Origin of the sequence: Thauera butanivorans NBRC 103042, from assembly GCF_001591165.1 — a bacterium.
GTDB classification, from domain to species: domain Bacteria; phylum Pseudomonadota; class Gammaproteobacteria; order Burkholderiales; family Rhodocyclaceae; genus Thauera; species Thauera butanivorans.
This window is the reverse complement of the sequence record NZ_BCUG01000015.1, coordinates 49,136-61,540: the sequence shown is the minus strand read 5'-3', so window position 1 is coordinate 61,540 and position 12,405 is coordinate 49,136. Positions and strand designations below refer to the sequence as shown.

14 protein-coding genes are annotated in these 12,405 nt (G+C 67.0%); 2 read left to right on the top strand and 12 right to left on the bottom strand.

Annotation, left to right across the window (positions count from 1 at the left end):
* Positions 1 to 8: 8 nt before the first annotated feature.
* On the bottom strand, positions 9 to 1,982 hold the full coding sequence (locus tag TBU01S_RS06970) for a MacB family efflux pump subunit (protein WP_068635917.1): 1,974 nt from the start codon (positions 1,980 to 1,982) through the stop codon (positions 9 to 11).
* Complete coding sequence (locus tag TBU01S_RS06965; protein ID WP_068635916.1) at positions 1,979 to 3,406, bottom strand: efflux RND transporter periplasmic adaptor subunit; 1,428 nt, start codon at positions 3,404 to 3,406, stop codon at positions 1,979 to 1,981. The genes TBU01S_RS06970 and TBU01S_RS06965 overlap by 4 nt, the downstream gene beginning before the upstream one ends.
* A 287-nt stretch (positions 3,407 to 3,693) precedes the next feature.
* On the opposite strand from TBU01S_RS06965, the gene TBU01S_RS06960 reads away from it, so the two are divergent.
* Positions 3,694 to 4,689: a cytochrome-c peroxidase gene (locus tag TBU01S_RS06960; protein ID WP_068635915.1), complete on the top strand. Its 996-nt coding sequence runs from the start codon at positions 3,694 to 3,696 to the stop codon at positions 4,687 to 4,689.
* Between the two features lie 125 nt (positions 4,690 to 4,814).
* A complete protein-coding gene (locus TBU01S_RS06955; RefSeq protein ID WP_068635914.1) occupies positions 4,815 to 5,231 on the top strand; it encodes a Fur family transcriptional regulator in 417 nt (138 codons plus the stop codon).
* Positions 5,232 to 5,310: 79 nt separating this feature from the next.
* Here TBU01S_RS06955 and TBU01S_RS06950 read toward each other — a convergent pair whose 3' ends face one another.
* The 10 genes from TBU01S_RS06950 to cysT form a co-directional block, all read right to left on the bottom strand.
* A complete protein-coding gene (locus TBU01S_RS06950; protein ID WP_068635913.1) occupies positions 5,311 to 5,739 on the bottom strand; it encodes an ExbD/TolR family protein in 429 nt (142 codons plus the stop codon).
* Positions 5,740 to 6,507, bottom strand: coding sequence for a MotA/TolQ/ExbB proton channel family protein (locus tag TBU01S_RS06945; protein ID WP_068635912.1), 768 nt, complete (start codon positions 6,505 to 6,507; stop codon positions 5,740 to 5,742).
* A gap of 4 nt (positions 6,508 to 6,511) precedes the next feature.
* On the bottom strand, positions 6,512 to 7,273 hold the full coding sequence (locus TBU01S_RS06940) for an energy transducer TonB (RefSeq protein ID WP_245650866.1): 762 nt from the start codon (positions 7,271 to 7,273) through the stop codon (positions 6,512 to 6,514).
* 158 nt (positions 7,274 to 7,431) lie between these two features.
* Positions 7,432 to 7,911, bottom strand: coding sequence for a bacterioferritin (gene bfr, locus TBU01S_RS06935; protein WP_068635910.1), 480 nt, complete (start codon positions 7,909 to 7,911; stop codon positions 7,432 to 7,434).
* Entirely contained in the window at positions 7,908 to 8,147 is a 240-nt protein-coding gene (locus tag TBU01S_RS06930) for a (2Fe-2S)-binding protein (protein WP_068635909.1), read from the bottom strand. Before TBU01S_RS06930 ends, bfr begins: the two co-directional genes overlap by 4 nt.
* Positions 8,148 to 8,188: 41 nt before the next feature.
* A complete protein-coding gene (locus tag TBU01S_RS22965; protein ID WP_245650865.1) occupies positions 8,189 to 8,332 on the bottom strand; it encodes a hemin uptake protein HemP in 144 nt (47 codons plus the stop codon).
* Positions 8,333 to 8,643: 311 nt separating this feature from the next.
* Positions 8,644 to 9,573, bottom strand: a complete 930-nt coding sequence (locus TBU01S_RS06925) for a CysB family HTH-type transcriptional regulator (RefSeq protein WP_068635908.1) — start codon at positions 9,571 to 9,573, stop codon at positions 8,644 to 8,646.
* Positions 9,570 to 10,673, bottom strand: coding sequence for a sulfate/molybdate ABC transporter ATP-binding protein (locus TBU01S_RS06920; protein ID WP_068635907.1), 1,104 nt, complete (start codon positions 10,671 to 10,673; stop codon positions 9,570 to 9,572). The genes TBU01S_RS06925 and TBU01S_RS06920 overlap by 4 nt, the downstream gene beginning before the upstream one ends.
* On the bottom strand, positions 10,670 to 11,569 hold the full coding sequence (cysW, locus tag TBU01S_RS06915) for a sulfate ABC transporter permease subunit CysW (RefSeq protein WP_068635906.1): 900 nt from the start codon (positions 11,567 to 11,569) through the stop codon (positions 10,670 to 10,672). The genes TBU01S_RS06920 and cysW overlap by 4 nt, the downstream gene beginning before the upstream one ends.
* Positions 11,569 to 12,405, bottom strand: coding sequence for a sulfate ABC transporter permease subunit CysT (cysT, locus tag TBU01S_RS06910; protein ID WP_068635905.1), 837 nt, complete (start codon positions 12,403 to 12,405; stop codon positions 11,569 to 11,571). The genes cysW and cysT overlap by 1 nt, the downstream gene beginning before the upstream one ends.

The window sequence follows — 12,405 nt, the reverse complement described above, 5'->3', positions numbered from 1 at the left end:
TGCTGTCCTCACTCGGAGGCCAGCGCGACGACCGGGTCCAGGCGGGCGGCCTTGCGTGCCGGCAGGTAGCCGAACACCAGGCCGGTGGCGAAGGCGCAGCCGAAGGCGAGCACGACCGGCAGCAGGGTGTATTTCACCTGGGTGCCGAAGAAGGCGATGATGGCCGCAGTGCCGAGCCCGGCGGCGACGCCGATGGCACCGCCGATGGCCGACACCACCAGCGCCTCGATCAGGAACTGCTGCAGGATGTTCTTCATGCGCGCGCCGGTCGCCATGCGGATGCCGATTTCGCGGGTGCGCTCGGTGACCGACACCAGCATGATGTTCATGACGCCGATGCCGCCCACCAGCAGCGAAATCGCCGCCACGGTGCCGAGCAGGATGGTGAGGGTGTTCTGCGTCGCCGACACGGTGTCGATGATCGAGGCCATGTTGCGGATCTGGAAATCCTCCCTGCCGTGGCGATTGAGCAGCAGCGCGTGGACCTCGTCCTGGGTGTCGTCGATCCGGCCGACGTCGGCCACCGCCACGGTGACGTTGCGCAGGAAGCGCTGGCCGGTGATGCGCAGGCTGGAGGTGGTGTAGGGCATGAAGATCACGTCGTCCTGATCCTGGCCGAAGGCGGTGGCGCCTTTGCCGGTCATGGTGCCGATGACCTGGAAGGGGATGTTGTTGACCACGACGTACTGGCCGACGGGATCGACATCGACGAACAAGGCCTTGGCGACGGTCTGGCCGAGCACGGTGACGGTGGCGTAGCGGGAGACGTCGTCGGCGCTGAAGAAGGTGCCGGTGGCGACGGCCCAGTTGCGCGCGATGACGTAGTCTTCCGACGTGCCGTTGATCTGGGTGCGGTGGTCGTTGCCGCCGTAGCGCAGCGTGACGCTGCTCGACTGCTCGGGCACCGCGGCGCGGATGTTGGACAGGTCGCGGATGGCCGCCACGTCCTCGGGCACCAGCGTGGCGGTGGTGTCGCGGCCGCGCTGGTTGGGTGCGCCGGGGCGGATGGTCAGCAGGTCGGTGCCCATGGCGCTGATCTGGTCGACCACTTTCTGCTTGGCGCCGTCGCCGATGGCGAGCATGGCGATCACCGAGGCGACGCCGATGACGATGCCGAGCAGGGTCAGGATGGTGCGGAACAGGTTGGCGCGCAGCGCGCGCAGCGCGGTGCGGGTGGCTTCGACGATGTCGGCCAGCGACGAACTGCGGTCGCCCTGCGGGCTGAAGTCGGGTTCCGGGCCTTCGGGCAGGCGCGGGCCGGGATCGGCGACGACGTGGCCGTCGCGGATCTCGATGACGCGCTGGGCCTGTTCCGCCACTTCGCGGGCGTGGGTGATGAGGATGATGGTGTGGCCGTCGGCGGACAGCTGCCGCAGCAGCTTCATGACGTCTTCGCCGCTCTTGCTGTCGAGTGCGCCGGTCGGTTCGTCGGCGAGGATGATGCGGCCGCCGTTCATCAGTGCGCGGGCGATCGAGACGCGCTGCTGCTGGCCGCCGGAGAGCTGGTTGGGGCGGTGGTGGCCGCGTTCGGCGAGGCCGAGCGCGGCGAGCAGGGCGTCGGCGCGGGCGTGGCGTTCGGCCGGCGGCATGCCGGAGTAGATTGCCGGCACTTCGACGTTCTCGCGCGCGGTGGAGCCGCCGATCAGGTTGTAGCTCTGGAACACGAAACCGAAGGCTTCACGCCGCAGGCGGGCGAGTTCGTCGCGGTCGAAGCCGGAGACGTCCTGGCCCATGAAGCGGTAGGTGCCGCTGGTGGGGCGGTCGAGGCAGCCGAGGATGTTCATCAGCGTCGATTTGCCCGAGCCGGAGGCGCCCATGATGGCGACGAACTCGCCCGGATGGATGACGAGATCGATGCCGTGCAGCACGCGCGTCTCGACCTCGCCATTGACGAAGGCCCGCGTGATGCCGGACAGCTCGATCAGCGGCTGGGCGGCTTCTGCCGCCCGGGTGCCGGCGGGGGCGAAGCTCTCGCGCTTCACAGCCGCGGCCCCGGGCCCATCATCGGCGGGCGGTTGCCGCCCGGCTGGCTCCCGCCCGCTGCCGCGGCGCCGGCCACGACCCGGTCGCCCTCTTCGAGGCCGGACAGCACCTGCGCGGCGACCCGGTTGGAGACGCCGATGGTGATGATGCGCTCCTCGATGCTGTTGTCGGGCCTGAGCACCCGTACCGTGGCCTGGCGTGGCGTACCGGCGGCGACCTGCCCGCCTTCGCGCGGGCCTCGGCCGGTGCGCCGGAAGGCCTCGCCGGCGGCGCCGGCTTCGGCGCCCGTCTGGGCGCGAGGCCCGCGGCCTTGGCCATCCGGCCTGCCGGGGCGGCCGGCGTCGCTGCCGTCCCCGCCGTCGGCGGCGGCCGTCCGCATGCGTGGTGCCGGGCGCTCGCCAGCGGCCGTGCCGGCCCCGGCGCCTTGCGGCTGCAGCGGGCGGATCTGGCTCAGCGCGCCCAGCGGCACCTGCAGCACGTCGCGCGCCTGGGCGACGATGAAATAGACCTGGGCGGTCATCTGCGTCATCAGTTCGCCGTTGTCGTTGGGCACGTCGAACAGCGCGTTGTACAGCACGACGTTGTTGGTGACGGTGGGCGTGGGTTCGATCTTGGCCAGCTTGCCGTACCAGCGCTTGCCCTGGCCGCCCAGCGTGGTGAAGTAGGCTTCCATGCCGGTGCGCAGCCGGCTGATGTCGGCCTCCGACACCTGGGTCTGCACCGTCATCGTGGTGAGGTCGGCCACCTGCAGGATGGTCGGCGCCGACTGGTTGGTGTTCAGGGTCTGGCCTTGGCGGGCGGAGATGGACACCACGGTGCCGTTCATCGGCGACAGGATGCTGGAGTACTGCAGGTTGGCTTCGTCGGCGCGCAGGCTGGATTCGTTCTGCTCGATCTGGGCGCGCAGCGCTTCGAGCGAGGCTTCGGCCGACTTGGCGTTGGCTTCGGCCGTCTGCAGGCTTTCCCGGGTGGTGGCGTCCTCGGCCATCAGCGCTTGCTGGCGGCGAAGCTGGATGCGGGCCAGCGCCAGCTGCGCCTCGCGGTCCTTGAGCGTGGCGCGCAGGTTGCGCAACTGGGCGCGCGAGGCGTCGACTTTCGACAGGTACACGGTGGAGTCGATCTCGCCGAGCAGGTCGCCCGCCTTCACCACCGAGCCGACTTCGACGTGGATCTTCTTCAACTGGCCGGAGACCTGGGCACCGACATCGACGTAGTCGCGTGGCTGCAGCGTGCCGGTGGCGGTGACGACGTCCTCGATGTCGCCGCGCTGCACGCTGGCGAACTGGTAGGCTGCGGCGCCGTTGCTGCCGGACAGGTGTGGCCAGGCCAGCCAGGTGCCGGCGCCGGCAAGGGCGAGCGCCAGCACGATGAGGCTGGTGCGCAGGGCGCGGTTCTTCTTCGGGCGGGAGGGTGGGGCGGTCATCGTTTGCGTCGTTCAGTGGTTCGGAATGGGGTGGGAATGGGGTGGGTTTGGCCCGGAATGGCGGTACTGCGACCGGCGGCCAGGATTGGACGCTGCCAAGCATAGTGACTGGCCTGTGTCGGCGTGTATCGAATTGCAGCCGCGGCGTGACAGGCGACCGTTGCAAGTGAATGTTTCTTGACGCCGGTCAATAAACGGTCCGGAAGAGCTGGGTCTAATGGCTTTGAAATTTAGACGCCGTCTAAAAATGGCGGCAGGACACTTTCAAGCGCACAAGGAGAATCAACATGAGAATCAAGGCAATCGCGGTCGCTTCCGCACTCGCCGTGGCCGGTTCCGCATGGGCCGCGACGGTCCGCGAAGAACCGATCCAGCCGATCGAGCCGGCCAAGGTCGTCAATCCGGCGATGGTCGAACTGGGCAAGAAGCTGTATTTCGATCCGCGCCTGTCGCGCTCGGGCTTCATTTCCTGTAATTCCTGCCACAACCTGTCGATGGGCGGCAGCGACAATCTGAAGACCTCGATCGGCGACAAGTGGCAGCAGGGCCCGATCAACTCGCCCACCGTGCTGAATTCCAGCCTGGCCGTGGCGCAGTTCTGGGACGGCCGTGCGGCCGACCTGAAGGAGCAGGCGGGCGGCCCGATCGCCAACCCGGGCGAAATGGCCTTCACCCACGATCTGGCGGTCGATACGCTGCGCTCGATTCCGGGCTATGTGTCCGAGTTCAAGTCGGTGTTCGGCTCCGCGGCGATCAACATCGACAAGATCACGCAGGCGATCGCGGCCTTCGAGGAAACCCTGGTGACGCCGAATTCGCCGTTCGACCAGTGGCTGAAGGGTGACGACAAGGCGCTGACCGACCGCGAGCTGGCCGGCTACGGCCTGTTCAAGGAAAGCGGCTGCGTGGCCTGCCACAACGGCCCGGCCGTGGGCGGCACCTCGTTCCAGAAGATGGGCCTGTTCGAGCCGTACAAGACCAACAACCCGGCCGAAGGCCGCGCCGCGGTCACCGGCAAGGACGAAGACCGCATGAACTTCAAGGTGCCGACGCTGCGCAACGTGGAACTGACCTATCCCTACTTCCACGACGGCGAAGCCGCGACGCTGGAAGAGGCGGTCGACATCATGGGCCGCCTGCAACTGGGCCGCAAGTACAGCGAGCAGGAGATCTCCGACATCGTCGCCTTCCTGAAGACGCTGACCGGCGACCAGCCGACCTTCGTGATGCCGCTGCTGCCGCCGTCGTCCAACGACACGCCGAAGCCGGATCCCTGGAAGTAAGGGGCGGCTTGATATGGCCCGGCCGTTCCGCTGCGGCGGAACGGCCGGGGTTTTTGCAGGGACGGCACCACGGTGCGTGGTGCCGTCCCGATGACAAGATCGAGGCCTGAGGCCCAGAGAGAGACATGAACGTTCACACCACCGAAGATGCGATCGCCTGCCTGCGCAGCGTCGGCGTTCCGATCACCCAGCAGCGCATCGAGATTGCGCGCGTGCTGTTCGCGCGCCCGGTCCATCTGTCCGCCGACCAGGTGCTGGAGCGGGTGCGCGTCAATGCGCCCGAGACTTCGCGTGCCACGGTCTACAATACGCTGCGCCTGTTCCGCGAGAAGAACTTGGTACGCGAACTGATCATCGATCCGGACCGGGTGGTGTTCGATTCGAACACCGACCCGCATTACCACCTGTACGACGTCGATACCGGTGAAGTGCGCGACGTCGCCGCCGATGAACTGAAGGTCGTCGGCGTGCCGCGCCTGCCCGAGGGCGTCGAGCTGGAGCACCTCGACGTGATCATCCGGGTGCGCAGCAAGCGCACCTGAGTGTGCCGGCGCCGGACGTGCGTCGGGCCGCATCGCGCGGCCCGGGTTTTCGTGCTGCCTTTGGGTGCCGCTCGGCCGCTCATTCGGCGGCTTCGCTTTCCGGCAGGGTGATGAAGCCCATCTTCTCGATGCCGGCCTCGCGCGCCTGTGACATGACTTCCGCCAACTTCTGGTAGCGCGTCTCGCGGTCCGCCCGCAGGTGCAGCTCGGGCTGGGGTTTCTGCTCGGCTGCCGCCTGCAGGCGCAGCGGCAGCGCAACGTCGTCGAGCGGTTCGTTGTTCCAGAACAGCTGGCCTTCGCCGTTGATCGCCAGCGACACGGTTTCGGGCTTTTCCTCGTTGGGTTGGCTCGACGCCTGGGGCAGGTCGATCTTGACCGAGTGCGTCAGCAGCGGTGCGGTGATCATGAACACGATCAGCAGCACCAGCATGACGTCGATCAGCGGGACCATGTTGATTTCGCTTTGCAGGGGACGGCTGTCCCCGTTGTTGAAGCCGCCGAATGCCATTTACGCTGCTCCGTTGGCCGGCGTGGCGCTCGCCGCCGGAGCCGTCGAGCGATCCTTGGCGGTATGGGCCACGCTCACCGGGGCGATGCGGGCGCCGGTCGAGAACCAGGCCTGCAGGTCGTGGGCGAAGGCATCGAGTTCGGACAGTTCGACGCGGTTGGCGCGGGTGACGGCGTTGTAGGCCAGCACTGCCGGGATTGCGACGAAGAGGCCGAAGGCGGTCATGATCAGCGCTTCGCCGACCGGACCGGCAACCTTGTCCAGCGTCGCCATGCCCGAGGCGCTGATGTTGACCAGCGCATGGTAGATGCCCCACACGGTGCCGAACAGGCCGACGAAAGGCGCGGTGGAGCCGATCGAGGCCAGCACGGTCATGCCCGACTCCAGGCCGGCGGTCGACAATGCGATCGATTTGCGCAGGGAACGGGTCAGGACTTCGTCGGCATCGAGCTTGCTGCCCAGCGTGTCGTTGCCGGCATGGCGGCGGATGTGCTGTGCTGCGGCCGCGCCCTGCTGGGCGAGGGCTTCGAAGGACGAATCGGGGGCCAGTTCGCTGAGCCGCTTCAGGCCGGCGTCGAGGTTCGGGGCAGCCCAGAAGGCTTCGATTGCGCCCACCTGGCGGCGGGCGCGCAACTGGCGCAGGCCGCGCACCAGAATCAGATACCAACTCGCGATCGACATCAGCATCAGGATCACAGCGATGCCACGGATTACGAGGTCGGACTGCTCCCACAGATGAGCGATGCCGAAGGCTTGCGTTGCTTCCATTGTTTCAGTTTCCAGTAAGTTTGAAGACGATCGGTACCAGCACCCAGGCCTCGACCGGTGTGTCGCCGCGTTTGGCGGGCACGAAGCGCCAGCGGCTCACGGCCTGCTCGGCGGCGCGATCGAGGCGTTCGGAGCCCGAGCTGGTGCGCACTTCGATGCGGCTCGGCATGCCGTCGACCGAGACCAGCACGCGCAGCATGACCTGGCCTTCCTCGCGCAGCCGGCGCGACAGCGGCGGGTAAGACGGTTTCGGGTTGTTGAGGTAGTCGGCGTCGAAACGCGCGCCGGTGACCGGCCCGCCGGTGGGAGGGCCAGGCGGCGCCGGACTCACCGGCACGGCCGCGACTGGTGCGCTCGGTGCAGCGTCGGGGACTGCGGTGGTTTCGGGCGGACTGGGTTCGGGCGGTGCTTCTTCCTGGGTCACCGCAGTGGGCGATTCCGTCACCTTGGGCACCGGTTTGGGCTTGGGCTTGGGCTTGGGTTTCGGCTTGGGTTTGGGAATTTCCTTCGGCGGCGGAGGCGGCTTGACCTCCGGTTTCACCGGCTCGGGCGGAGGCGGCGTCTCGACCGGCGCCGGGGCGGTCTGTTCGATGGCCGGCTCGGCGGGGATCAGCGCGACGGCGATGCTGGTGAGTTCGGGTACGTCGACGGGACGGTTCGCCAGGTGCGCGATGCCCGCCATGCCGGCCAGGTGGGCGATGACGACCAGGCTCGCCAGACCGATGCGCTGGACGCTGCTGCCGTATGAGACGTGGGGTGTGGCCAATGAGGATCCCGCCGGCGTATCAGCGGCTTCTTGTCGAAGCGTGAGCGGATCGGGAGGCGGGTAGAGTGGCAACGTGAGAGCTGGGGCAGCGGAAGTCATCAGTAGGAAAAAATGCGCCCCGCAGGGCGCATGCCGTCAGGCGAATTCAGTCTTGGGGCTCAGGATGCCTGCGGCTCCATCTGCGATTGCAGGTAGTTCTGCAGACCCACGCTGTCGACCAGGCCGAGTTGGGTTTCCAGGTAGTCGATGTGTTCTTCTGTGTCGTCGAGGATGTGTTCGAACAGCTCGCGCGACACGTAGTCCTTACAGGACTCGCAGTACTGGATGGCTTCGATGAGGTTGGCACGGCCGCCGAGCTCGAGAGTGAGGTCGCCCTGCAGGCATTCGGGCACGTTCTCGCCGATCAGCAACTTGTCGAGGTTCTGCAGGTTGGGCAGGCCTTCGAGGAAAAGCACGCGCTCGATGAGCATGTCGGCGTGCTTCATTTCTTCGATGGATTCGTCGTACTCGTGCTTTCCGAGCCGGCCGAAGCCCCAATTCTTGTACATGCGGGCATGCAGGAAGTACTGGTTGATCGCGGTCAGTTCGATGGTGAGTTGACGGTTGAGGTACTGAATGACTTTCTTGTCGCCTTTCATACGGCCTCCAGGGCAAGCGGGAACATGGGCCGGGCGAACATGGGGGTGCTCGCTTCGGACGTACTGTTGTGTTCCGCCAGCGCCGAACGCAGACAATCGTGCGCGCAGCGTGCACAGCGTCCGCATTCGGCCGTCACGCCCAGATCCCGGCGCAGATGGCGCAGGGTCGTTGCACCCTCGCGCACGGCGGCGACGATGTGGCGTTCGGTGACGGCGTTACACACACAGACGTACATATTCTAGCCTCGCTGCTCGATTCCGCCTGAAGGTCGGCGATTCATTTGGTGAGGATCAGCTTCCCGGAACGTGTTGCGCGCAGCACGTAATGCACGCCCAGATGCACGATGGTCACCGCGTTCCGTCCGGCAAGCAGTACATCGGACGGCAGGGGCGTGCCGGCGGATTGCGGCCAGGCTGACACGCGCGCTGGATCGCCGGGCTGGAACCGATCGGCTGGCGCCGGACCCTCATCCTGTCGGGAATGCATTTTGTGCTTGCATCAATAATAACGATTCGCATTACATCACGCATTGCTGGGGAGAGTCAATCCTGTCGATGAAGGCGGTGCCGAAGGGCAGCGGAAAAGCGGTTTGCGGCGCTGCGCGAAGCTGCAGAAAAGGGGCTTCGAGAGGTGGGAGATCGCGCGAATCGATGCCGCGCAGAGGGGTGGAACTGGCCGGCTGCGAAGGCAGGGAAGCCGTTCTGCGCGGCGGCGATCGCCGCGCAGCGGGGCTATGCGCCGGTGCTGCTGACCGTGTTGGCGACGACGGCCTCGGTCAGTTCAGGCGAGCACAGCTCGATGAAGCGATAGGCGAAGCCGCGCAGGTAGTGGCCGCGGCGGACCGCGATGCGGGTGATGTTCTCGGCGAACAGCCCGTCGCTGTCGAGCTTGCGCAGGCCGGGGTCGCGTTCCGGGCTGAAGGCCATCGAGGCCAGGATGCCCACGCCCAGCCCGAGTTCGACGTAGGTCTTGATCACGTCGGCGTCGAGCGCGGACATCACCACTTCGGGTTTCAGCCCGGCACCGGTGAAAGTCTTGTCGATGCGGGTGCGGCCGGTGAAGCCTTCGTGGTAGGTGATGACCGGGTATCCGGCGATCGCCTCCAGCGTCAGCGGCCGGACGGCTTCGAGGGGATGGCCCGCCGGCACCACCACCGCGTGCTGCCAGCCGTAATACGGGAAGGTGGCGAGTTCCGGCACCTCGGCGAGTGCTTCGGTGGCGACGCCGACGTCGGCTTCGCCGTCGAGCAGCATCTGTACGATCTCGTCCGGACTGCCCTGGTGCAGCCGCAAATGGACCTTGGGAAAAGCCTGCTTGAAGGCGGCGACGATCTTCGGCAGCGCATAGCGTGCCTGGGTGTGGGTGGTGGCGACCGTCAACTGGCCTTCATCGACGTTGCTGTACTGCTCGGCCAGGCGCTTGATGTTGGCGGCGTCGAGCAGCATGCGCTCGACCACCACCACCAGCTCCTTGCCCGGCGCGGTGAGGCCGAGCAGGCGCTTGCCCTTGCGGGTGAACAGCTCGACACCGAGCTCGTCCTCCAGGTCCTTGATGTGTTTCGACACGCCCGACTGCGAGGTGAACAGCGCGTTCGCCACCTCGGTCAGGTTGAAACCGCGCCTCACCGTCTCGCGGATGATGCGCAACTGCTGGAAGTTCATTTCCGGGCTCCCGCCGCCGCGGCATTCGCCGCATGCCCTTGTTCGAAGATGCTGAGGCGGGAGGGTAGCAGGCGGACGGCCTGTCCTTCTTCCAGCGCGAGCTCGGCGGCGCGCTCGCGGGTGAGCTCGACCTCGAAATGCTGGCCGGTGGCGCCGTTCAGGCCGTCGAGCTCGACGCGCGCGGTGACGCCGAAGGACAGCACGCGGCTGACCCGGGCGGGGATGCCCTGGTTCGCGTCGGCGCCGACGGCGATGTCCAGCTCGTGTGGTCGGGCGAAGGCGATCACTTCCGCGCCCTGGCCGAAATCGTCCGCGGCATGGAGCAGGTGATCGTCGCCGACGCGCAGGCCCTCGCCTTCAACGCGGCCGTGGAAGAAGTTGACCGCACCGAGGAAGCCATAGACGAAGGGCGTGGCCGGGTGGCGGTAGACCTCCTCCGGGGTGCCGATCTGTTCGACGTGGCCGTGGTTCATCAGCACCACGCGGTCGGCGACTTCCAGCGCCTCTTCCTGGTCGTGGGTGACGAAGATCGAGGTGATGTGCAGGTCGTCGTGCAGCTTGCGCAGCCAGCGCCGCAGTTCCTTGCGCACCTTGGCGTCGAGCGCGCCGAAAGGCTCGTCGAGCAGCAGCACCCGCGGCTCGACCGCCAGCGCGCGGGCCAGCGCGATGCGCTGGCGCTGGCCGCCGGACAGCTGCGACGGGAAGCGGTCGGCCAGCCAGTCGAGCTGCACCAGGTTCAGCAGCTCGTGCACCTTGTCGGCGATCTGCTTCTCGGACGGCCGCTCGCGGCGCGGCTTCATGCGGATGCCGAAGGCGACGTTGTCGAACACCGTCATGTGGCGGAACAGCGCGTAGTGCTGGAACACGAAGCCGACCTGGCGGTCGCGCACGTGGGTGTCCGAGGCGTCCTCGCCATCGAGCAGCACCTGGCCGCCGTCGGCCTGTTCGAGGCCGGCGATGATGCGCAGCAGCGTGGTCTTGCCGCAGCCCGAGGGGCCGAGCAGGGCGACCAGTTCGCCGGTCGGGAAGTCGAGCGAGATGTCGTCCAGCGCGGTGAAGGCGCCGAACTGCTTGCGGATGTTGCGTACCTGGATGCTCATGATGCGTCGTCCTGTGAATTGCGCCAGGCTGCGGCGGCGCGGTGTTCGACCCAGGTCTTGATGCCCAGGGTCACCAGCGCCAGCAGGGCCAGCAGCGAGGCCACCGCGAAGGCGGCGGCGAACTGGTATTCGTTGTAGAGAATCTCGACGTGCAGCGGCAGGGTGTTGGTCTCGCCGCGGATGTGGCCGGACACCACCGACACCGCGCCGAACTCGCCCATCGCCCGCGCGTTGGTCAGGATCACGCCGTACAGCAAGCCCCACTTGATGTTGGGCAGGGTCACGTGCCAGAAGGTCTGCAGGCCGTTGGCGCCGAGCACGATCGCCGCTTCCTCCTCTTCCTTGCCCTGCGCCTGCATCAGCGGAATCAGCTCGCGGGCGATGAAGGGGAAGGTGACGAACACGGTGGCGAGCACGATGCCCGGCACGGCGAAGATGATCTTGATGTCGTGCTCCGACAGCCACGGCCCGAACCAGCCCTGGGCGCCGAACACCAGCACGTAGATCAGGCCGGCGATGACCGGCGACACCGAGAACGGCAGGTCGATCAGCGTGATCAGGAAGTGCTTGCCGCGGAACTCGAACTTGGCGATCGCCCAGGCCGCGCTGACGCCGAACACCAGGTTCAGCGGCAGCGCGATGGCGGCCGCGAGCAGGGTCAGGCGCAGGGCCGACAGCGCGTCCGGATCGACCAGCGCGGTGGCGTAGGTTTCCCAGCCCTTGCGCAGCGCCTCGACGAACACCGCGATCAGCGGCATCAGCAGGAACACGGCGAAGAAGCTCAGCGCGGTGCCCAGGATCAGCCATTTCACCAGCGGCGTCTCGCGCGTGGCGGCGCGGCTCTCGAAGCGGGCGGCCTGGTCGCCGCCCAGGTGCATCGTGGTGGCGGCGGCCATCAGCGGTCCCTCCCGGTACGTTTCGCCGTCCATGCCTGCAGGCCGTTGATGACGAGCAGCAGGATGAAGGACAGGATCAGCATCACGGTGGCGATGGCCGTGGCGCCGGTGTAGTCGTATTGCTCCAGCTTGGTGATGATCATCAGCGGAGTGATCTCGGACACCATCGGGATGTTGCCGGCGATGAAGATCACCGAGCCGTATTCACCCACCGCGCGGGCGAAGGCGAGGGCGAAGCCGGTCATCAGCGCCGGCAGCAGGATCGGCAGGATGACGTGGCGGAAGGTCTGCCAGCGCCGGGCGCCGAGGCTGGTGGCGGCTTCTTCCAGTTCGGTGTCGAGGTCTTCGAGGATCGGCTGCACGGTGCGCACGACGAAGGGCAGGCCGATGAACACCAGCGCCACCAGTACGCCCAGCGGTTTGAAGGCCACCTGGATGCCGAGCACGTCGAGGTACTGGCCGAGCCAGCCGTTCTTGGCATACAGCGCGGTCAGTGAGATGCCGGCCACCGCGGTGGGCAGGGCGAAAGGCAGGTCCACCAGGGCGTCGATCAGCTTCTTGCCGGGGAAGGTGTAGCGCACCAGCGCCCAGGCCAGCATCAGCCCGAACACCGCGTTGATCGCGGCGGCGAGCAGCGACATGCCGAAGGACAGCTTGTACGAAGCGACGACGCGCGGCGCGGTGACGACGTTCCAGAATTCGCCGAAGCTCAGCTCGGCGGTCTTCAGGAACACTGCGGCGAGCGGAATCAGCACGATCAGCGACAGGTAGCCGAGGGTGTAGCCGAGCGTCAGGTTGAAGCCCGGCAGCACGCGAAAGGTCTTGGCGGCGGACAT